The organism is Sorangium sp. So ce836 (assembly GCF_028553905.1).
Taxonomy (GTDB): Bacteria; Myxococcota_A; Polyangia; order Polyangiales; family Polyangiaceae; genus Sorangium; species Sorangium cellulosum_D.
This window is the reverse complement of record NZ_CP102233.1, coordinates 11,547,449-11,570,493: the sequence shown is the minus strand read 5'-3', so window position 1 is coordinate 11,570,493 and position 23,045 is coordinate 11,547,449. Positions and strand designations below refer to the sequence as shown.

The following is a 23,045-nucleotide window of genomic DNA, read 5'->3' as shown; positions in this document are numbered from 1 at the left end:
CCCTCCGCTTGCCCTTGACAAGTACCTTATGCAGCCGACTTGTCGCTACTTTCGATGAGAATCTCTCGCCGAAGACGGGAATGCAGGGCAGTCGTGGTGCGCCATCGGCGCCGCGCTCCCGCGAGGTCTTCGGGCGCGATGCAGCTCGCGCCCTGCTCCATCCCCGCATCCGGCTGCGCCGGCCGCCATCGGGCCGCGCTGGCGCCGGCAGCGTGGTGAACGAGCGCCGGCGCAGACGCCTCAGTGGACCAGCCGGCGGCGGCTTGCCAGCTCTTCCACGGGTAGACCGGCGAGCAGCTGCGCGAAGTCCTGTGCTGACAGCTCGATACACTTGCCGTCGGCCTCGGTGAACGAGGGCAGAGCAAACGCACCCTTCGAGAGACGCTTATACAGAATCGTATATCCGTTGCGGTCCCACCAAAGTGCTTTTAGCCGGTTGCGCCTCCTGTTGAGGAACAAGAACAGCGCGCCACTGGCCGGGTCCAGGCACAGCACCTGCCGGGTGATCGCGGCGAGCCGGTCGAATGCGCCACGCAAGTCCACTGGACCGACCGCCAGATAGACGGCTATCGTCGCGGGGGTCACCGTCCCCTCCGCAGCGCTTCGATCGCATCCACGAGGTCGCGCGCGCCTATCCCACATACCTGCATCCGCGTCCCATCGGCAAATGCGACGTTGAGCCGCACAGGCGGCGCTTCTCGGCGCTCCGGGCGCACCACGACGGGGAGAAACGGAACATGCTGAGCCGCATGGGTGGCTCTTGGCAACGCACCCTCCTCTGCGCGCTCACCGCCAGCTACCCATCGGTCGACGGTCATCTTGTGGACACCGAGCTCCGTGGCGATCTCGGTCGGCGTCGCCCCCGCGAGGGAACGCTCCTTGGCGTACGCCTCGGCTCGCTCCCGCAGCTCGCTCGGGTACTTCCCACGGCTCTTCTGCTCTCGATACCTCGACATCTCTGCACGCAGCTGCACCAGCTCCCTGCTTCCTGGCATCGCTCGCTCCTCTTCGCTCGGCGAGGGCGCGGCCCTCATCAGACGTCGCGTAGCGTGCAACCGAAGCTGGCTAGGGAAAAGACGCGGTCCGCGGAGCGGCTACTTTCCGCCTGTCTCGCCGCCGAGGGCGGCCCCGGTGTGGCCGGGCGGAGCGCCCTTCGCCACCGCGTCGCCCGCGGTGAAGGGCCGGCGGCATCACCGATCGGGGTCGGCGCCTGGCCCGGCGGCAGAGCGCCGAGCGAATCTCCTTCGCTCGCCGCCCCGCTGCCGAGCCCTTCGATGCGCTGCCGCCTGTGTCGGGATCGTGCCTGCGTCCCCGCACCTTGCCGGCCGAACGACCGCCGTTCTGCCGCGGTCCGCGCCGCCGAGCGGAGCGAGGCGGCGCGGACCGCCGGTCAGCAACGGCGAGTTAGCCACCTGTCTCAAGGACTGCGCCCTCCAGAACGCCGCGATCCACGCGCCACGAGCGTCCACATGCCTGGCAGACGAGAGCTCCTTCCACGGCACGGAAGCGCGCCGCGCTGACGCGACAGTGCGGACAGGTCATGGGCTGCTCGAACACGGCCCACACCTTTCTCGCCGACACCCACCGTTCGAGCTGACCTGGGTCCTCGGGTTGGACATCCTGGGTCGCCTCTCTGCAGAACACGAGGATGCGCCGAGGCTCTTCGAAGAGCCAGAGCCAGCGGTCGGACCTGCTCTCCCCGATCCGGATCTTCCTGAGCTGCTCGGTGTTCAAAGAGAAGCGCGCGGACGGCGAGCCAAGATGAGAGCGGCACAAAGCGTACAGCGTAGGTGCGGCGAGCTTCGGCCAATACGACAGCGGTCCCCGACTGAGTCCGAAGTCCACCACGAAGCCGCCTTGGGAGATGCTCACGTCGGCCTGCTCTGGTGCCAAGATGATCGTGGCCATCTTCCGCACCTCGGGAACGTCCACCGCATGGACGGCACCGCGTAGCACTGCGCGCGATCGTTCAAAGGCCGTCCCTGGGTTCAAGTCTTCGGGGAGCATGGTCATGTGTGGCTGACGGCTGCCCGGTTTGCTGCCGGGTGGACTGCCGAGCGGAGCGAGGCTGCCCGCATGGTCAGCCGCACCGGGGTGTTAGACCGGCTCACCGCGCCTCGCAAGCTGTTCCAGCAAGTCAGCTCGATCGTCCGATCTGCCGAGAATCAACACCCGCGACCTCGCAACGGCGGGCGGCGTCGTCGATAGCAGCGGCAGGTTAACCGACGCGCTCGCCGAGCACCACCCCGACGTCGTCGGGCAGGTTGCCCGATGGAGGAGTCACCGCCTGGATCTGTGCCTCGACCGCCGCCTGCACATTGCCTGTGCGGGCGCGAGCGCCGAGGGGCGCCCACGACGCGTGCTTCAGGAGGCCGGCGGTTGCGACCAGGAGGCGCCCCGTGAGCGGCCGGCGGGGATGCCGACGGGGCTGCGCACGCCGCTACCGGCCAGCGGGTTCCGAATCTGCCCCGAAGTCAGGTCGACCAGCCCGTCCGGCTCGATGACGAGCGCGCCCGAGTCCCCCACGCTGGCCCCCCCCAGAACTCGCCTTAAGTGCCACTGGAATCCACCGCGTGCGTTTCACGGGCGTGCCATGCGAACGTCATCGTCGACTGGCAGGATGCGCTCATTCCGTATGAGCAAGATGACGCTGTATACGAGCGACGACGAAACGCACCAGCCCGAGGGCGAGCCCTGCTGGACGGCGCTCGTCGACTACGATCCTCGAGATCGGGACAGCGTGCGCAGGGCGCGAGAAGCGGTGAGGGACCATTTTTCGCTCACATACCTGCCGGTCGTGTGCAGCGAGCCAGAGCCGAGCTGGCTGGAGAACCTGCTCGGAGCCATCCAATCAAGATTCCCCGCGCAGCGACGAAGGCGCGTACCGTCGCGTGCTTGGTGACGCCCAGCTCCTTCAAGGGAAGACACGCTGCGGCGAGCGCGCGTGTGTCCAGGCTCGCTCTGCAACACTTCGAGCTGCTGCGGGCCTGAGCCCGGCGGCGGGCTTCAGGAGGCCGCGCCCGCGCTCGCTCCCACGCCGTCCAGGGCCGCCATCGCCTCGTCGGGCAGCTCCAGCGCGGCGGCGGCGAGGTTCTCGCGCAGGTGAGCCACCGACGAGGTGCCGGGGATCAGCAGGATGTTCGGCGCGCGCCGCAGCAGCCACGCGAGGGCGACCTGCATGGGCGTGGCGCCCAGGCCGCGGGCCACGTCGGAGAGCAAGGACGACTGCAGCGGCGTGAAGCCGCCGAGCGGGAAAAAGGGAACATAGGCGATGCCCTCCCTGGCGAGGTCGTCGATCAGGGCGTCGTCGGCCCGGTGCGCCAGGTTGTACTGGTTCTGCACGCAGACGATGTCGCAGATCCGCCGCCCCTCCGCGACCTGGGCGGGCGTGACATTGCTGAGCCCGATGTGGCGCACGAGCCCCCGACGCTGGAGCTCGGCCAGGGCGCTGAGCGGCGCCTCGATCGAGCCCTCGGCCGGACCGTGCACGCTGAACATGACGCGCAGCGTCGCGCCCACGGAAGCCGGGGCGCGGCTGCTCGACCGCCTGGTGCCGGCGCTGGGCGAAGTGGCCGCCGCGGTGGACGTGGTGAACGGCTTCCGTGATCGGCCGGCGGGCACGCTGCGGCTGAACGTGCCGATCAGCGCCGCCCGCCTGGTGCTGCCGGACATCATCCCGGCGTTCCTCGCCGCCTATCCCGAGATCCAGCTGGAGGTGGTCGCGGAGGACGCCTTCATCGACGTGCTGGCGGCCGGCTGCGACGCCGGCATCCGCTACGACGAGCGGCTGGAGCAGGACATGATCACCGTCCCCATCGGCCCGCGCATCCAGCGCTCCGCGACCGCCGCGGCGCCCGCCTACCTGGATCGGCGCGGCCGCCCGGAACACCCGCGCGATCTGCTGCAGCACGCCTGCATGCGCGGCCGCTTCAGCAGCGGCCGGATGATCACCTGGGAGTTCGAACGCGACGGCGAGGTGGTGCGGGTCGACCCGGCGGGACCGCTGCTGGTCAGCGCGGGCGCCGCCATCGACCTGGCGGTGGATGCGGCGATCGCTGGCGTCGGCGTCATCCAGCTGTTCGAGGATTGGCTGCGCCCGCACCTGGACAGCGGCGCGCTGGAGCCGGTGCTCGAGCCTTGGTGGCAGAGCTTCTCGGGGCCGTTCCTCTATTATCCGGGACGCCGGCTCGTCCCCGCGCCGCTGCGCGCCTTCATCGAATTCGTGAGGACATCCGCGAACCGGTGATTCAAGCGGACTTCATGGCCATCAGTGAGCTGGCAGTGAGCTGGCTCGGTAACAGCGCCAAGGCTCCGGCTTAAACGGGCGAGCTAACGGACGCACGTGCAGGTGGAGTGCTCGGAATCGGGCGAGTCCTTGCCTTGCTCGCCGCCCCTGTCGACGACCTTCGCGTCCATGCCGAGCTGCTGCAAGAGCTCGGTCACGAGCGCGATCGCCTCCTGCTTCTCCGCCTGCGTGCGCGGGGAGGACCAATCGCGGCTCTTCGCGACCAGCGTCCGCACCAGGGCGTCGATCTCCGCCGGGATGGTCTCCGTGTCGACAGTCGGCGCGTCCGTCGCTCGCGGGGTCTCTTGGCCCTGTGTCGTGTCGGAGGCGCCGTTCCAGGGGCTGAACGAGCCGAGCTGGTCGGCCGGATCCTCGCCCTCGGGCCGGGTAGCACCGTTGGTAGCGGCGGAGCTGGACGGGGTGCTCGGGAGAGGTGCCAGCGCCGTGCCGACGATCCTCGCGGCCGTGGCCTCGGCCGCCGCGTCCGGCCCGTCGGCCGCGTCGTCGACGCGCTCGAAGGTGAACAGGTAGCCGCGGTTCCGGCGCTGGGCGGCCGCGCGCGGGTCGGCGTCGGAGACCCTGCGGTCGTCGCGTACCTGCCACTGCCCCGTCGCTGCGTTGCGCGTCGTCGCGGTGTAGTGCCCCGCGTCCCTCGTCTGCCCGTGGTGATTGACGACCACGTTCAGTCGGTACCATCGGTCGTTGACCCTGAGCCACTCGGGGACGTCGATCTCGCTCTCGTTCTCCCCGTCCCCGCGTTGCAGAGCAATCGTGATCGCCCGAGGCGTGTTGTTGGTCGAATCGACGAGGAGCTGCCTCGATGGACTGCCCGTCACCGCTCGGCCCTGGCGCACGGCGGCCACGTCGTCCATGGTGCTCGCGCCGAAATGGGCGTCGAGCGCCTGCTGCAGGGTGCGGCTGCCGTTGACCAGCGGGCTGAGCACGACGTCGGGCTGCGTCGAGTCCCATACGAGGTTGTCGTCGAGCGAGGTGCGATCTCCCAGCGCTTCACCCGTCTCGCTCAGCTTGACCTCCCTCCAGTCGGTCCGCTGCCTCTGGGCCAGGGTCACGCCGGCGGTGTCGAGGCTCGCTCTCTCAAAGAGGCGTCTGAAGAGGACCTCGCTGGGGTCCTGCTGCGTCGTTCTGGACGACGCACCGAGCACGCCAGTGTCGCGCAGGACCTCGTCGAGCGCCTGCATCGTCTCCGCTCCGACGAGCGTGCCGGCCCGGATCTGCTCGAGGATCGGGCGCACCGCGGCGCGGAGCCGGGGGCCTGCGGCGTCGAGGTCCTCGCCGTCGCGCGGCGCGAACAGATCGTAGTAGGCGTCGGTGAGCGCGAGCATCGTGAGGCCGGCCGACAGGAAGCAGCTGTTGCCGATGTTGTGGACGCCGGTCTCCGCCGGCGGGGGGGACACCGCCGCTGGCGCGATGTTGCGGCGGTCGTGGGCGTAGCTGGTGAGGAGGTGCGCCGTGCCGTCCGGCCTGACCCGCGCGATGGCTTTGTTCGCGCCGTGCCAGAGCACGACGTTTGTCGCGCCGGTCTCGTCGGTGCGCGTCTCGATGGCGGTGGCGTTGCGGACCACGTCGCGCGCGGCATCGAGGTAACGCCGCACGACGTCCGCCTGTGACACGGCCTCCAGCTCCGCCGGCGCCAGGAAGTCGGCGGCGTGCTTGGCGGAGTGGTAGGCGGCGGTGCTCGTCGACTCGAATTGCAGCTGGTCGGCCGCCGCCGCGAGCCTCTCCTGCAGATTGCCACCCTCGCCGAGCGTGGTGTCGCCCACGGCGCCGGCCTCCTGCGCCGCCTGCAGCTGCGCCTGCCAGAGAGCATCGACGTCGGCGCCGCTCAGGTTGTCCTGCATCGAGGCGACGTAGAACTCGAAGCGCTCGACGAACTCGTTGAAGCTCCTGGCACCGTCCAGCGCGAATTCGGCCGCCGGACGGCGCAGATCCGGTCGCGCTTCGCCGCTCACCAGGTCATAGAGCCGCAGCAGCGCGTCGTGCCGCATCTGGCCGTTCTCGGCGAAGAGCTCGATCGAGGTGGGGTCTTTGATGCCGGCGTCGATGAGGAAGGGCACGACCAGGTCGAGCTGCGGCTGGAAGCGCAGCCGCTCCTGGCCGCGTTGCGAGCCGGACAGGTCGACGGTGGCCTGGTCCTTGGAAGACCAGGGGATCCCGTCGTTCAGGTTCTTGACGAGCATGAGCAGCTTGCCGAGCTGCCCGCGGCCATGGAGCTCTCGCAGCCGCTCGCGGTGCAGCTTGACCTGCCCGCCGAGCTCGATCAGGTCGCCGGTCATCGTGAACTCGATGCCTGCGTCCTCGATGAGCTCCTCGGCGGCCGGTACGAAGTCGCTGCTGTTGCTGTGGAGCTGCTCGTCGAACCGCCACGGCTGCGGGCCGCGGTAGTAGTCGCCGTCGATCGGCGGATGGCCCGGCTGGCCGGTGTCCGAGAAGCCGTTCTTCTTCTTGTCCCACGTGGCCTTTCCGCCGCGGTCGCGCCAGCGGTAGACGTGGTAGTGCGGCGCGTTGTGGCCTGCCTGGTTGTGGTCGCTCAGGTCCACGTCGATGATGACGCGCTCCTCCGCTTGCCCCGGCTGCTGCGGCGGCAGCAGGGCGTGGAAGCGGTATTGATAGATCCGGCCGGTCGCGAGATCGATCTTCATCTCCGGCGCCCCCAGCGGGTAATCCCTGGCGTCGTCGTCGGGGGTGTCGCGCCAGCGCGGCAGGATGTCGTGCTCGTAGGCGAGGCTCTCGTCGTCGAAGCGGCCGGCCACCTCGTCGGGGATGAGCTCGCGGATCGCGCCCGGGGAGAAGCCGAGCACCTCCATGGTCTCGATCAGCTGATCCGGCGACTTCACGCGCATCTGGTGCAGGAGCAGCGACTTGTCGCGCAGCGGCGCCTCGCGCTCCTTCATCGACGCGAGGATGCTCTCGGCGTTGTCGAGCAGCGCGTGGAGGATCTCGGGATCGAGCGCGTAGCCGCGCTGGTAGAACTTGAGCGCGCGGCCGAGGTTCCACGGCGCCTGGCGCAGGTGCTCGACGACCGCGCTCTGCCGGTCCTCGACCGACGCCGGTGGGCCGGGATCGGCGACGAAGCGCAGCCTGCCGAGGAGCTGATCCTCGATGCCGCCGATCGGGTCGACCACGAAGCCGTTCTCGTCGACGTAGATCGCGTTCATGCGGAAGTCGCGCTTCAGCGCGTCGGCCATGACGTCGAACGGGACCAGCGCGCTGGCGCTGTCGCCGGCGGTGATGTCCACCACGTTGTCGCCGCTCCCGACCTGGAGCAGGCGCAGATTGGGGACGGTGCTGACGGAGAGGAACCTCAACGAGGGGTGGCTCTGCAGCGCCTCCTCGAGCATCCACATGGGCATGTTCGTCTTGAGATCGACGTCCCTGGGCTCGATGCCGCTGAGGGCGTCGCGCACCGCGCCTCCGACGATATAGACGTCGAAGCCGTAGGTATTGATGAGCGCGATCAGGTCATGGACATGGTGGGTGGCTCCGACCGGGGTGTCGAGGAGGGACGCGCCGATGGGCGGGCTCGGGTCGGGCGCGGCGCCGTCGGTCGTCGTGTTCGGTGACCTCTTCTGGGCGAGGATCGCATGAGTCTTGAGCTCACGGTCCATGAGCCGCGGGCGGAAATAAGAAGTTCCTCCGGAGTTCTCCTCCACGAATTTGTCGAACGGCTTCTCGCCGCGCTTCGCCGCGTCAATCCCGGCGAAGTCCAGGAGCGGCGTCAGGATGCCGTTATCGTTGGTGGCGAAATGAGGCACCGCGGGCGCGCCGCCCTCGCTGGCGCGCTCGGAGAAGAAGGCGTCGGCGAGCATGCTGCGGTCGGCGCTTCCCTTCTTCTCCCCGACCGACTTCTTCGTCAGCTCATCGAACCCCTGGTCGTACTCGTCCATGTCGCCGCGCTGGCCGCGGTCGCGCCGGATGCCGTACCAGGGGATCGTCGTTGTCCCATCGGACGTGGTGAACGTGCTTCCGAGGATGTCGTCGTGCTGGAACAGCTCTCCGATATTGATGTTGGCGAGGCGCAGGTCCGTGATCTTCTCCTTGCGGATCAACGACTCCAGCTGATCGCGGATGTCCCTCCTGGCGGGCGACAGCTGGTCGCGCGGCGTCAAGAGATCTTCGACCAGGTTGGAGTCGACCACCAGCGAGGTCGACGTGAGCGGCGGCGACAGCGCCGGGTCCGAGAGGCGCTCGGCGTGGCGGACCAGGTGCTCGATGATCCCGCGGGTGTTGGCGACCTTGCCCTTGTCCATGGCGCGCGCGAGCATGCCGGCGAACGCGCGCTGGCCGATCGATCGCTCGACGATCTTGAGCTCGTCGCTGGTGACCCAGCGTCCCTCCTTGCCCCGCTTGGCGACCGCCTGCGGTGCCTCCTCGTCGCGCGTCGGCGGTGGCGGAGGGTCGCGCAGGGCCGGGAGATCGACGCCCGGCATCTTCTCGAGCGAGTCGAGGGCGCCAAGCGCCTTGGCGACGTCGAAGGCCAGCCTGCGCTTCTCGCCTGTGTACGGCTCAAGCACCTTCTTGAACCACTTCAGCGCGTTCTTGCTCTCGCGAGAGCTGTCCTTCGCGCTCAGGAACAGCGCGAGCGAATTCAAGCTCAACGACTCCTCTGCCAGGAGCTCGCTGAGCGCGCGCTGCACCGTGCCGTCGGTGAAGCGCTCGAGCAGCTTATCCTGCAGCCCCTTGTACTGCGGCATACCCCAGATCCACTCGGGGATGGACTGCTCCGCAGGCGTGTTGCGAGCGGGCTTCTTGAAATTGCCCTGCTTCTGCGGTTTGCGCTGCTTCTTCTCGTGCTTCTGCGGATCTGGGGGGGGGGCGTGCTGTGGGGCGCTCGGCTCCGCCGCGGCGGGAGGCGCCTTGCCGTCCTTCTCGGCGTCGTTGCCTCGGCTGATCGTACGGCGGCCCTGGTCCCGCTTGAGCGTGCGCACGACGAGCTCGACGTGCGCTGCGAGCTGCTGCTGCAGCTCGCCGGGGGGCAGGCGGCCCACGCCGGGGTGGAACAGCAGCCACTTCTCGACGATCTCCTCGGCGAGCCGCTTTGCGGCGGGCAGCTCGATGGGCAGGATGTCCAGGATCTGCGGGAGGAGCCTCGCTCCGATGGTGTCGTCGACGAGGCGCATCACCTCGTTGAGGTGCTGCTGTGGGACGCGCTCCTGGAGGGCTCGGTACAGCCCTGACGAGTTGCGCTGGACGCTCCCGGGATCGAGGCTGGCCCCGTCCTGCTTCGCGGGAGCTCCCGCGAGCAGGTCGGCCGTGTCCGCGCCGTCGTGCGCGGTCCCGGACGGTTCGCGCGATGCGAGGTGCGCCGGAGCCCTCTGCTCGGCGGAGGTGTCGAGAGCCGGGGGGTAGGTTCCGAGGGTGACCACCTCGAAGAGCCTCGGCATGTCGGCCTTGGGCACCCGGATGGGGAACGACTGCCCCCACGACTGGACGGGCACGATGAAGGCGTCGCCGTCGACCGTGATCTCGCCGTCGATCGCGAAATGGTGCCGGCTCTCGGCTTCGCCCTTGCGGAGCGGCGCGACGGTCGCGGGAGCGTGAGGCTTCGCGTCGCCGCCGTCGCGGTGCCGCTTCGCCGCTTCCCAGAGCGCCTTGCCGTTCGCGATGGTCGCCACGGCGAACCCTGCTCGATCCGTGCGCCCGAGCGTCTCGTTGATGCGCGTGACGTCGCTCTCGGAGAGCCCGCCGCTCTTGACCGTGACCTCCGCCCCGAGCGCGTCGCTCATGAGGGATGCGATCGAGCTCGCCGAGAGGAGCATATCGCCCTGCGCCGCCGCGACGCCGGGCTGCTTGGCGCCGTCGGTTCGCTTCCCGTGCTGCGCGACGGCGTCCTGTCCGAGGAGCTCGACCAGGCCTCGGGAGAGCAGGTGGTCGAGGAGGTGGCGATCCAGCTGTTGCCGGTCCGTCGCTTTTGTCAGGCCGCCGCGCTTCGCCCCGGCCGTCTTGAGCCCGTTGACGAGCGGCCGCGTCGGGGCCGGGCCGAGGGCGCGCGGGATCTCTCCGGTCATCACGCGCCGGAGGATGTCGAGGTCTTCGCTGAGCGCCGCCCTGCCCGGATTCGGCTGCGCGCCGAGCTCGCGGGCCCCGGGCGCCTGAGCGAGCCGGCCGAGCAGCCGGCCGGTGAACAGCGCGACGACCAGGTGCGAGGTGGTGGCGAGATCGCCCTTCAGCATCGTGTAGAGGGCGCTGCTCACGCCGCAGCTGCTGAAGGCGGATTGCGACAGCGACGCGGGGTTCTCGATGAGCTCGCGCAGCCTGTCCACGATCGCGCGGTCGACGTTCAGCGACTCGAGCAGGCCTGCCAGGCTGTTCGCGGCCTGCTGTCTGACTTCGTCGTTCGCCGGGCCGGACCACGCGCGGCTCTGTTCTTCGAGCGAGCTGACCAGCTCGTCGAGCGTCCTGCCTTGGCGCTGTGAGCTCGGCTCGACCTGCGCGCCGTCGGCGTGCGGCCGCGCATCGGCGGCGACGTTCTCGCCGTCCAAGGTGGGGTTATAGCCTGCCAGCACGCTCGCCGGCGCTTTGGGGCGCTGCGCGGTGTCCGTCGGGGCATCACCGGGCTCGTTGTCCGAGCGCTGCCGGCCATCCTGGAGCTCTTGAGACGGCTGGGTGCGGGGGCCGAGGAGCTCGTGGAGCGCGTCTTTCCCTCGTTGCTTCAGGTCCTGCTCGAAGCTGTCGGCGCGGGCCTTGAGGGTCGTGGCCCAGTCGCCGCCGAGCTTGCCGAGGTCGACGGTGCGCGCGTTCTTGGTGCTCTCGTCGCCGATCTTGTCCTGTTTGAGGCCGCCGACGCTGGAGATGGGATTGGCGGTCTTCTCGGTGGAGCGCCAGTTGTGGACGTAGCCGACGGTGCTGGGCGCGCCCGGGCCGGTGGTCTCCATGCCGATCTGGAGCGCGCCGGGCCTGCCCGGCTTGGGCGGTCGGTAGCCGATGAACATGTGGCCGTGGGCGCCGTCGGGCAGGATGACGTCGCCGTTGAAGTCCTTGAGGCCGAGTCCGCCGACGGCGAGGTTGATGCCGTAGAGCTCGGTGTCATCGAGCTTGGCGAGGAGGGCGGCGCCCTGGCCGCCCTGCTCCTTGAACTTGCCATCTCCGAGCGCGACGTGGTGGGTGCCGACGAAGCGCTTGAACACGCCGGGCTTGGGCTTGCCGTTCTTGTCGGTGATGCCGAGGTGCTCCGTGAGCGCGTACGGCGCGCTGCCGGCGGGGATCTGGACGTTGACGCGGCCGCCGTGAGACAGGAGCTTGGCGACGGGCGTGTCGTCGACCGGGACATAGCTCTTGGAGGTGCCGTCGTAGATCTCGGCGCCTTCCTGGAGCAGGTGGAAGATGTTCTTGAGCACCTCGAGCGACTGCCCGTGCCGCTCGACGACCTCGTCCTTCGAGAGCTGCTTGCCCTTGGTGAAGGTCAGGGAGTTGACGAGCGTCTTCGGGGCCAGCACGGCGCCCTTGTCGATGGCCTCGGTGGCCGCGTCGTTGGGCTCGGTGTACTCGAGGGTCTTCGACCATTCCTCCACGATGCCCTGGTCGATGAGCCTCTTGAGCTCCTCTCGCCTGGCCGCATCGGTCGTGTGCCTCGCCTCCATGGACAGGGCGACCGCCGCGGGCGGGGTGCCCTCGAAGCGCTTGCCGGCCTCGCCGCCGTTCATCTGGCGCGAGACGTAGCTGGCGAGCACGACCTTGCTCGCCTTGTGGAGCTTGTGGAAGCCGCGGAACCGCTCGGGGTTTTTGCTTGGATCGTCCGACAGGTACTGCTCGATCTGCTCGTGCGTGAGCATGCCCGAGGCGTTGAGCCAGCTCTGCCCCTGGGGGGTGGAGGAGAGCTGCTCGAAGGCGCTCCACTCGGCGTCGCTGAGCAGCGGCCCCTTGGGGAAGCGCCCTCCGAGCCGCTCCTTGGCCGTCGCGGGATCGGGGGGGAAGCCGCTGCTGCCCAGCGGGCCCTGGATCGCGAAGAGGCCGTGCTTGGCCCGATCACGGCTCATCATGCCGGTGTCGGTGCGCCAGAGGGTGTTCTTGACGGCCTTGTCGACGATCCAGGTGACCTCCTCGACGGGGGTGGAGGTCTCCGGATCCGGCGCTCTCTCCGACGGCGGCTCCTCCTCGATCTCGTCGAGCTGCGCTTGCGGGTCGGCCGCCGCATCTCCGCTGCTCGAAGCGGGGTTGTACCCGGCCAGCATGTCCGCCGGGGCATCACCGGGCTCGTTGTCCGAGCGTTGCCGGCTGTCCTGGAGCTCTTGGGGCGGCTGGGTGCGGGGGCCGAGGAGCTCGTGGAGCGCGTCTTTTCCTCGCTGCTTCAGGTCCTGCTCGAAGCTGTCGGCGCGGGCCTTGAGGGTCGTGGCCCAGTCGCCGCCGAGCTTGCCGAGGTCGACGGTGCGGGCGTTCTTGGTGCTCTCGTCGCCGATCTTGTCCTGCTTGAGCCCACCGACGCTGGAAATGGGATTGGCGGTCTTCTCGGTGGAGCGCCAGTTGTGGACGTAGCCGACGGTGCTGGGCGCGCCCGGGCCGGTGGTCTCGAGGCCGATCTGGAGCGCGCCGGGCCTGCCCGGCTTGGGCGGGCGGTAGCCGATGAACAGGTGGCCGTGGGCGCCGTCGGGCAGGATGACATCGCCGTTGAAGTCCTTGAGGCCGAGTCCGCCGACGGCGAGGTTGATGCCGTAGAGCTCGGTGTCGTCGAGCTTGGCGAGGATGGCGGCGCCCTGGCCGCCCTGCTCCTTGAACTTGCCCTTGCCGAGCGCGACGTGGTGTGTCCCGAAGGCGCGCTTGAACACGCCGGGCGCGGGGTTGCCGTGCTCGTCGGTGATGCCGAGGTGCTCCGTGAGCGCGTACGGAGCGCTGCCGGGGGGGATCTGGATGTTGACGCGGCCGCCGTGCGACAGGAGCTTGGCGACGGGCACGTCGTCGACCGGGACATGGCTCTTGGAGGTGCCGTCGTAGATCTCGGCGCCTGCCTGGAGCAGGTGGAAGACGTTCTTGAGCACCTCGAGCGACTGTCCGTGCCTGTCGACGACCTCGTCCTTCGAGAGCTTCTTGCCCTCCTTCGGGTCGAGCACGGCGCCCTTGTCGATGGCGGTGCTCGCATCGTCGTTGGGCTCGGTGTGCTCGAGGGTCTTCGACCACTCTTCCACGATGCCCTGGTCGATGAGCCTCTTGAGCTCCTCTCGCCTGGTCGAGTCGGTCGTGTGCCTGGCCTCCATGGACAGGGCGACTGCCGCGGGCGGGGTGCCCTCGAAGCGCTTGCCGGCCTCGCCGCCGCTCATCTGGCGCGAGACGTAGCTGGCGAGCACGACCTTGCTCGCCTTGTGGAGCTGGTGGAAGCCGCGGAACCGCTCGGGGTTGTCGCTCGGGTCGCTCGACAGGTACTGCTCGATCTCATCGTGCGTGAGCATGCCGGAGGCGTTGAGCCAGCTCCGTCCTTCGGGGGTGGAGGAGAGCTGCTCGAAGGCGCTCCACTCGGCGTCGCTGAGCAGCGGCCCCTTGGGGAAGCGCCCGCCGATCTGCGTCTTGGCCTCCCCGGGATCGCGCGGGAGGCCGCCGCTGGTCAGCTGGGCGGCGAGCTTGGGGAGACCGCGCTTGGCCAGCTCGCGCTTCACGATGCCCGTATCGGGCCGCCAGAGGGTGTTCTTGACGGCCTTGTCGACGATCCAGGTCACCTCCTCGACGGGGGTGGAGGTCTCCGGATCCGGCGCTCTCTCCGACGGCGGCTCCGGCTCCTCCTCGATCTCGTCGAACTGCTCTTGCGGGTCGGCCGCCGCATCCCCGCTGCTCGAAGCGGGGTTGTACCCGGCCAGCATGTCCGCCGGGTCATCACCGGGCTCGTTGTCCGAGCGCTGCTGGCTGTCCTGGAGCTCCTGGGGCGGCTGGGTGCGGGGGCCGAGGAGCTCGTGGAGCGCGTCTTTGCCCTTTTCCGCCAGCTCTTGCTCGAACCGCTCAGCGCGGTCCTTGAGGGTCTTGGCCCAGTCGCCGCCGAGCTTGCCGAGGTCGACGGTGCGTGCGTTCTTGGTGCTCTCGTCGCCGATCTTGTCCTGCTTGAGGCCGCCGACGCTGGAGATGGGATTGGCGGTCTTCTCGGTGGAGCGCCAGTTGTGGACGTAGCCGACGGTGCTCGGGGCGCCCGGGCCAGTGGTCTCCATGCCGATCTGGAGCGCGCCGGGCCTGCCCGGCTTGGGCGGGCGGTAGCCGATGAACATGTGGCCGTGGGCGCCGTCGGGCAGGATGACGTCGCCGTTGAAGTCCTTGAGGCCGAGTCCGCCGACGGCGAGGTTGATGCCGTAGAGCTCGGTGTCATCGAGCTTGGCGAGGAGGGCGGCGCCCTGGCCGCCCTGCTCCTTGAACTTGCCATCTCCGAGCGCGACGTGGTGGGTGCCGACGAAGCGCTTGAACACGCCGGGCTTGGGCTTGCCGTTCTTGTCGGTGATGCCGAGGTGCTCCGTGAGCGCGTACGGCGCGCTGCCGGCGGGGATCTGGACGTTGACGCGGCCGCCGTGCGACAGGAGCTTGGCGACGGGCGTGTCGTCGACCGGGACATAGCTCTTGGAGGTGCCGTCGTAGATCTCGGCGCCTTCCTGGAGCAGGTGGAAGACGTTCTTGAGCACCTCGAGCGACTGCCCGTGCCGCTCGACGACCTGGTCCTTCGAGAGCTGCTTGCCCTTGGTGAAGGTCAGGGAGTTGACGAGCGTCTTCGGGGCCAGCACGGCGCCCTTGCCGATGGCCTCGGTGGCCGCGTCGTTGGGCTCGGTGTACTCGAGGGTCTTCGACCATTCCTCCACGATGCCCTGGTCGATGAGCCTCTTGAGCTCCTCTCGCCTGGCCGCATCGGTCGTGTGCCTGGCCTCCATGGACAGGGCGACCGCCGCGGGCGGGGTGCCCTCGAAGCGCTTGCCGGCCTCGCCGCCGTTCATCTGGCGCGAGACGTAGCTGGCGAGCACGACCTTGCTCGCTTTGTGGAGCTTGTGGAAGCCGCGGAACCGCTCGGGGTTTTTGCTTGGGTCGTCCGACAGGTACTGCTCGATCTGCTCGTGCGTGAGCATGCCCGAGGCGTTGAGCCAGCTCTGCCCCTGGGGGGTGGAGGAGAGCTGCTCGAAGGCGCTCCACTCGGCGTCGCTGAGCAGCGGGCCCTTGGGGAAGCGCCCTCCGAGCCGCTCCTTGGCCGTCGTGGGGTCGGGGGGGAAGCCGCTGTTGCCCAGCGGGCCCTGGATCGCGAAGAGACCGTGCTTGGCCCGATCACGGCTCATCATGCCGGTGTCGGTGCGCCAGAGGGTGTTCTTGACGGCCTTGTCGACGATCCAGGTCACCTCCTCGACGGGGGTGGAGGTCTCCGGATCCGGCGCTCTCTCCGACGGCGGCTCTTCCTCGATCTCGTCGAGCTGCGATTGCGGGTCGGCCGCCGCATCTCCGCTGCTCGAGTCTGGGCCATACCCTGCCTGCAGTTCCGCCAGAGCTTGCACTTGAGCGGAGGCGGTCGGGGACGGCGCTCGCGGCGGGAGAGCGGTGCCGTAGGTGATTGCCGCGAAGACCTCCGGCATGTCCTCCTTGTTCACCCGCACGGGGAAGGTGCGTCCCCAGGACTGGAGCGGCACGAGGAAGGAGTCGCCTTGGTCGGTGATCGGCCCGTCGATCGGGGCATGGTGGGGCGCGATCGTGGCGGGCTCGCCGAGCTGCGCGACGTCGCCGGGAGCGTGAGGAGCCGTGGAGCTGGCCTCATGCTGCTTCGCCGCGCTCCAGAGCGCCTTGCCGTCCTTCACGGTGGCGATCGCAAACCCTGCCTTGTCTGTCTGCTGCAGGGCCTCATTGATGTGCGCGACGTCGTAGTCTCCGGGGGAGCTGCCGGTGATGACGGTGGCGTTCGCACCGAGCGCTGAGTTGAAGAGGCTCGCGACGGAGTTCGCCGAGGCCAGCAGATCGCCCTGTGCCGCGACGACGCCGGGCTGACGGGCGCCGTCGGTCTGCTGCTCGAGCTCCGCGAGGGCGTCGGGGCCGAGCATCTCGACGAGGCCGCGGGCGAGCAGATGGTCGAGGAGGTGGCGCTCCAGCGCCGCTCGGTCCGTGTCCTTCTTCAGCCTGTCGCGCTTGGCCTTGGCGGTCCGGAGGCCGTTGACGAGCGGCCTTGTCGGAGCCGGGCCGAGCGCTTGCGGGACATCTCCTGTCATCACGCGCCGGACGAGGTCCAGGCTGTCGCTGAGCGCCCCCGTGCCCGAGCCCTGCGGTCGGGAGGAGCCGGCCGCAGGGGAATCCGCGAACTTGCCGAGCGGCTTGCCGGTGAAGAGCGCCGCGACCAGGTGGGAGGTGGTGGCGAGATCGTTCTTCAGCGTCGGGTAGAGGATGCCGGTGAGCGCGCAGTTGGTGAAGGCAGACTGCGAGAGCGAGGCGGGATTCTGGATGAGCTCGCGCAGCCTGTCGATGACCGAAGGGCGCACGTTCTGTCGCTGGAGCAGCCCGGTCAGGAGCCGTATGGCGTCCTTCTTGTTCTCGTCGGTGGCCGGTTGCGACCATGCGCGGCTCTGCTTGTCCAGCTCGTCGAGCAGCTCGTCGAGCGTTTTGCCTGAGTTCTGGGCGCTTGGCTCGATCTTGGCAGTGCCTCCGGCGCTGGCCGGCGTGGGGGAGGGGGTCGCGCCCGGCGCTGCGGCTCCGGCGAGCGCATCGCCCGAGCGGCCCACGCCGTCGTCCTGGAGCTCCTGAGGCGGCTGAGTGCGGGGGCCGAGGAGCTCGTGGAGCGCGTCTTTGCCCTTTTCCGCCAGCTCTTGCTCGAACTGCTCGGCGCGGTCCTTGAGGGTCGTGGCCCAGTCGCCCCCGAGCTTGCCGAGGTCGACGGTGCGCGCGTTCTTGGTGCTCTCGTCGCCGATCTTGTCCTGCTTGAGCCCACCGACGCTGGAGATGGGGTTGGCGGTCTTCTCGGTGGAGCGCCAGTTGTGGACGTAGCCGACGGTGCTGGGCGCGCCCGGGCCGGTGGTCTCGAGGCCGATCTGGAGCGCGCCGGGCCTGCCCGGCTTGGGCGGGCGATAGCCGATGAACAGGTGGCCGTGAGCGCCGTCGGGCAGGATGACGTCGCCGTTGAAGTCCTTGAGGCCGAGTCCACCGACGGCGAGGTTGATGCCGTAGAGCTCGGTGTCGTCGAGCTTGGCGAGGATGGCGGCGCCCTGGCCGCCCTGCTCCTTGAACTTGCCCTTGCCGAGCGCGACGTGGTGTGTCCCGAAGGCGCGCTTGAACACGCCGGGCGCGGGGTTGCCGTGCTCGTCGGTGATGCCGAGGTGCTCCGTGAGCGCGTACGGAGCGCTGCCGGGGGGGATCTGGATGTTGACGCGGCCGCCGTGCGACAGGAGCTTGGCGACGGGCGTGTCGTCGACCGGGACATGGCTCTTGGAGGTGCCGTCGTAGATCTCGGCGCCTGCCTGGAGCAGGTGGAAGACGTTCTTGAGCACCTCGAGCGACTGTCCGTGCCTGTCGACGACCTCGTCCTTCGAGAGCTTCTTGCCCTCCTTCGGGTCGAGCACGGCGCCCTTGTCGATGGCCTCGGTGGCCGCATCGTTGGGCTCGGTGTGCTCGAGGGTCTTCGACCATTCCTCCACGATGCCCTGGTCGATGAGCCGCTTGAGCTCTTCTCGCCTGGTCGAATCGGTCGTGTGCCTGGCCTCCATGGACAGGGCGACTGCCGCCGGAGGCGTGCCCTCGAAGCGCTTGCCGTGCTCGTCGCCGTTCATCTGGCGCGAGACGTAGCTGGCGAGCACGACCTTGCTCGCCTTGTGGAGCTGGTGGAAGCCGCGGAACCGCTCGGGGTTGTCGCTCGGGTCGCTCGACAGGTACTGCTCGACCTCATCGTGCGTGAGCATGCCGGAGGCGTTGAGCCAGCTCCGTCCTTCGGGGGTGGAGGAGAGCTGCTCGAAGGCGCTCCACTCGGCGTCGCTGAGCAGCGGTCCCTTGGGGAAGCGCCCGCCGATCTGCGTCTTGGCCTCCCCGGGATCGCGCGGGAGGCCGCCGCTGGTCAGCTGCGCGGCGATCGTGGGGAGGCCGCGCTTCGCCTTCTCGCGGCTCATGAGCCCCGTGTCGGGCCGCCAGAGGGTCTTCTTGACGGCCTTGTCGACGATCCAGGTCACCTCCTCGACGGGGGTGGAGGTCTCCGGATCCGGCGCTCTCTCCGACGGCGGCTCCGGCTCTTCCTCGATCTCGTTGGTCTGCGCCTGTGGGGCGGCTGTCTCAGCCCTGCTGTCCGCAGCGGGGTTGTACCCTGCCAGCGTGTTCACCGACGCATCACCGGGCGGCGGCTCGCGTCGCTCGCTGTTCCGCGGTTCCTGCTCGGGTCCTCCCGACCGCTGCTGGGCGTCCTGGAGCTCCTGAGGCGGCTGGGTGCGGGGGCCGAGGAGCTCGTGGAGCGCGTCTTTGCCCTTCTCCGCCAGCTCTTGCTCGAACCGCTCGGCGCGGTCCTTGAGGGTCTTGGCCCAGTCGCCCCCGAGCTTGCCGAGGTCGACGGTGCGGGCGTTCTTGGTGCTCTCGTCGCCGATCTTGTCCTGTTTGAGGCCGCCGACGCTGGAGATGGGATTGGCGGTCTTCTCGGTGGAGCGCCAGTTGTGGACGTAGCCGACGGTGCTGGGCGCGCCCGGGCCGGTGGTCTCCATGCCGATCTGGAGCGCGCCGGGCCTGCCCGGCTTGGGCGGTCGGTAGCCGATGAACATGTGGCCGTGGGCGCCGTCGGGCAGGATGACGTCGCCGTTGAAGTCCTTGAGGCCGAGTCCGCCGACGGCGAGGTTGATGCCGTAGAGCTCGGTGTCATCGAGCTTGGCGAGGAGGGCGGCGCCCTGGCCGCCCTGCTCCTTGAACTTGCCATCTCCGAGCGCGACGTGGTGGGTGCCGACGAAGCGCTTGAACACGCCGGGCTTGGGCTTGCCGTTCTTGTCGGTGATGCCGAGGTGCTCCGTGAGCGCGTACGGCGCGCTGCCCGCAGGGATCTGGACGTTGACGCGGCCGCCGTGCGACAGGAGCTTGGCGACAGGCGTGTCGTCGACCGGGACATAGCTCTTGGAGGTGCCGTCGTAGATCTCGGCGCCTTCCTGGAGCAGGTGGAAGACGTTCTTGAGCACCTCGAGCGACTGCCCGTGCCGCTCGACGACCTCGTCCTTCGAGAGCTGCTTGCCCTTGGTGAAGGTCAGGGAGTTGACGAGCGTCTTCGGGGCCAGCACGGCGCCCTTGCCGATGGCCTCGGTGGCCGCGTCGTTGGGCTCGGTGTACTCGAGGGTCTTCGACCATTCCTCCACGATGCCCTGGTCGATGAGCCTCTTGAGCTCCTCTCGCCTGGCCGCATCGGTCGTGTGCCTGGCCTCCATGGACAGGGCCACTGCCGCGGGCGGGGTGCCCTCGAAGCGCTTGCCGGCCTCGCCGCCGTTCATCTGGCGCGAGACGTAGCTGGCGAGCACGACCTTGCTCGCCTTGTGGAGCTTGTGGAAGCCGCGGAACCGCTCGGGGTTCTTGCTCGGATCGTCCGACAGGTACTGCTCGATCTGCTCGTGCGTGAGCATGCCCGAGGCGTTGAGCCAGCTCTGCCCCTGGGGGGTGGAGGAGAGCTGCTCGAAGGCGCTCCACTCGGCGTCGCTGAGCAGCGGCCCCTTGGGGAAGCGCCCTCCGAGCCGCTCCTTGGCCGTCGTGGGGTCGGGGGGGAAGCCGCTGCTGCCCAGCGGGCCCTGGATCGCGAAGAGGCCGTGCTTGGCCCGATCACGGCTCATCATGCCGGTGTCGGTGCGCCAGAGGGTGTTCTTGACGGCCTTGTCGACGATCCAGGTCACCTGCTCGACGGGGGTGGAGGTCTCCGGATCCGGCGCTCTCTCCGACGGCGGCTCCTCCTCGATCTCGTCGAGCTGCGCTTGCGGGTCGGCCGCTGCATCCCCGCTGCTCGCAGCGGGGTTGTACCCGGCCAGCATGTCTGCGGGGTCGCTGGTCTTGCCCTCACCGAGCTGTTTCGGGTCGTCCGCGCTCGCCGCTTTCTCCGAGGAGGGGTCGCGGACGATCTTTCGCTCCGGCCGGGGCTGGCCAGGTCTCTCCGGCGCCTTCCCTGGAGCGCTTTGCGTCGTTCCAGCTTCCGGGCGAGGACTCGAGGCCTCCGGCGTCTTGGCCGTCATCTGCTCCGGTGCATCACCGGGCATCTCGCGGGGCTCGTTGCCCTTGGGGGCTTGCTCGGCCCCGCGCTGCCGCTGATCCGAGCGGCCCTGCCCGGGGTCCTCCGCGCCTCGCTTCGGGTCGGACGCGGCGTCGCCCGGCGGAGCGCGGCGATCGCCGGCACGCGAGCCTCGCTCGGATCGATCCGACCCGTCGGACGACTCGTCGTCGGCCCCGTCGGACGACTCGTCGTCGGCCCCGTCGGACGACGCGTCGGAGGCGTGCGGCGCGGTATCCTCGGTGTCCGGCGGCGGAATGTCGCGCGGGCCGACGAGATTCTTGATCGCCTCTGTCGGGTTTTCCTTCGCGTCTTGCTCGAACTGGTCCGCTCGGCCCTCGAGGGTCCCTCTCCAATCGTCCCCGAGCTTGCGCAGGTCCACGGTGCGGGCGTTCTTGCCCTTCTCGTCGCCGATCTTGTCCTGCTTGAGTCCGCCGACGCTGGAGATGGGGTTGGCGGTCTTCTCGGTGGAGAGCCAGTTGTGGACGTAGCCGACGGTGCTGGGCGCGCCCGGGCCGGTGGTCTCGAGGCCGATCTGGAGCGCGCCAGGCCTGCCCGGCTTGGGCGGGCGGTAGCCGATGAACAGGTGGCCGTGAGCGCCGTCGGGCAGGATGACGTCGCCGTTGAAGTCCTTGAGGCCGAGCCCGCCGATGGCGAGGTTCATGCCGTAGAGCTCGGTGTCGTCGAGCTTGGACTTCACCATGGCGACGCGTCCGCCCTCCTCCTTGAATTTGCGCTTGCCGAGCGCGACGTGGTGCGTCCCGTAGTCGCGCTTGAACACGCCGGTCTTGGGATTGCCTTTCTCGTCGGTGATGCCGATGAACTCCGTCAGCGCGTAGGGCGGGCTGCCCGCGGGGATCTGGATGTTGACGCGGCCGCCGTGCGACAGGAGCTTGGCGACCGGCACGTCCTGGAGCGGGACATGGCTCTTCGAGCCGGCGTCGTAGATCTCGGCGCCGGCCTGGAGCAGGTGGAAGGTGTTCTTGAGCACCTCGATCGACTGCCGGTGCCGGTCGAGCGCCTCGTCCTTCGAGAGCGACTTGGGCTCTGCGCGCGTCAAGGTGTCCTTGACCGTCTTCGGAGCCAGCACGGCGCCCTTGTCCATGGCCGTGTTCGCGTCGTCGTTGGGCTCGGTATGCTCGAACGTCTTGGCCCATTCCTTGGCGATGCCCTGATCGATCTGCTTCTTGAGCTCGTCCCTCCTCGCCGGGTCGGTCGTGTGCCTCGCCTCCATGGACAGGGCCACCGCCGCCGGAGGCGTGCCCTCGAAGCGCTTGCCGTCCTCGCCGCCCTTCATCTGGCGCGAGACGTAGCTCGCCATGACGACCTTGCTCGGCTTGTGGAGCTTGTGGAAGCCGCGGAACTTCTCGGGGTTGTCGTTCGACAGGTACTCCTCGATCTGGTCGTGCGGGAGCATGCCCGAGGCTTTGAGCCAGGTCTGTCCCTCCGGGGTCGAGGAGAGCTGCTTGAAGGCGTCCCACTCGGCGTCGCTGAACAGCGTTCCCTTGGGAAAGCGCTTCCCGATCTTCTTCTTCGCGTTCACGGGGTTGGTGGGGAAGCCGCCGTGGCTCAGCGCGTCGCCGAGCTTCGGGAGGGCTCGCTTCGCCTCTCTGCGGCTTCGTTTCCCCGTGGGAGTCCTCCACTTGCTAATCTTGACGGCCTTGGCCGCGATCCACGTCACCTCGCCGTCCTGCGCTAGGGCAGTCGTGGTGGACGAGCTTCCCGGCTGCGGTCCCGGGCGATCGCGCCCCGGCTGTTGGGAGCCCTGCCCCGCGGGCGGTGACTTCGAGCCCGAGGGGCTGGTGGGCGTCTCCTGCGCGGCGGAAGCGGGCTTTTGCGTGGGGGAGCTCTTGCCGCCGGTCTCGGTGGTCTTGGGGGAGGTCTGAGCTGACGTGCTGTCCTTGGGGACGACCTCCTTGGGGGCGACCTCCTTGGGGGCGACCTCCTTGGGGGCGACCTCCTTCGGTGGCGCCGTTGGGGACGTCTCGCCGGGCTTGGGGGGTGAGCCTCCCTGCGTGGCCGCGGGCGTGCCCTGGGCGGCGGAAGCGGGCTTTTGCGTGGGGGAGCTCTTGCCGCCGGTCTCGGTGGTCTTGGGGGAGGTCTGAGCTGACGTGCTGTCCTTGGGGACGACCTCCTTGGGGGCGACCTCCTTGGGGGCGACCTCCTTGGGGACGACCTCCTTGGGGGCGACCTCCTTGGGGGGCGTCGTTGGAGACGTCTCGCCGGGCTTGGGGGGTGAGCCTCCCTGCGTGGTCGCGGGCGTGCCCTGGGCGGCGGAAGCGGGCTTTTGCGTGGGGGAGCTCTTGCCGCCGGTCTCGGTGGCCTTGGGGGAGGTCTGAGCTGACGTGCTGTCCTTGGGGACGACCTCCTTGGGGGCGACCTCCTTGGGGACGACCTCCTTGGGGGGCGTCGTTGGAGACGTCTCGCCGGGCTTGGGGGGTGAGCCTCCCTGCGTGGTCGCGGGCGTGCCCTGGGCGGCGGAAGCGGGCTTTTGCGTGGGGGAGCTCTTGCCGCCGGTCTCGGTGGCCTTGGGGGAGGTCTGCGCTGACGTGCTGTCCTTGGGGACGACCTCCTTGGGGGCGACCTCCTTGGGGGCGACCTCCTTCGGTGGCG

General features: G+C 69.2%; 5 protein-coding genes and 1 pseudogene. 1 reads left to right on the top strand and 5 read right to left on the bottom strand.

Going from position 1 to position 23,045, the window contains the following annotated elements; genetic code table 11:
• Positions 1–240: 240 nt before the first annotated feature.
• The 4 genes and pseudogenes from tnpB to NQZ70_RS42155 form a co-directional block, all read right to left on the bottom strand.
• Complete coding sequence (gene tnpB, locus NQZ70_RS42170) at positions 241–585, bottom strand: IS66 family insertion sequence element accessory protein TnpB (protein ID WP_165374362.1); 345 nt, start codon at positions 583–585, stop codon at positions 241–243.
• Positions 582–995, bottom strand: coding sequence for a helix-turn-helix domain-containing protein (locus NQZ70_RS42165; RefSeq protein ID WP_129575099.1), 414 nt, complete (start codon positions 993–995; stop codon positions 582–584). The genes tnpB and NQZ70_RS42165 overlap by 4 nt, the downstream gene beginning before the upstream one ends.
• A gap of 409 nt (positions 996–1,404) precedes the next feature.
• On the bottom strand, positions 1,405–1,908 hold the full coding sequence (locus NQZ70_RS42160; RefSeq protein ID WP_165374437.1) for a hypothetical protein: 504 nt from the start codon (positions 1,906–1,908) through the stop codon (positions 1,405–1,407).
• Positions 1,909–3,006: 1,098 nt separating this feature from the next.
• A pseudogene (locus tag NQZ70_RS42155) lies at positions 3,007–3,507 on the bottom strand (oxidoreductase); the annotation flags it as partial.
• Between NQZ70_RS42155 and NQZ70_RS42150 the strand changes: the two are divergent.
• Positions 3,407–4,246 carry a LysR substrate-binding domain-containing protein gene (locus NQZ70_RS42150; RefSeq protein WP_129579268.1) on the top strand — a complete coding sequence of 280 codons (840 nt, stop codon included), beginning with the start codon at positions 3,407–3,409 and terminating at the stop codon, positions 4,244–4,246. The pseudogene NQZ70_RS42155 and the gene NQZ70_RS42150 overlap by 101 nt on opposite strands.
• 83 nt (positions 4,247–4,329) lie before the next feature.
• Here NQZ70_RS42150 and NQZ70_RS42145 read toward each other — a convergent pair whose 3' ends face one another.
• Entirely contained in the window at positions 4,330–22,113 is a 17,784-nt protein-coding gene (locus tag NQZ70_RS42145; protein ID WP_129579267.1) for a hypothetical protein, read from the bottom strand.
• Positions 22,114–23,045: the final 932 nt, after the last annotated feature.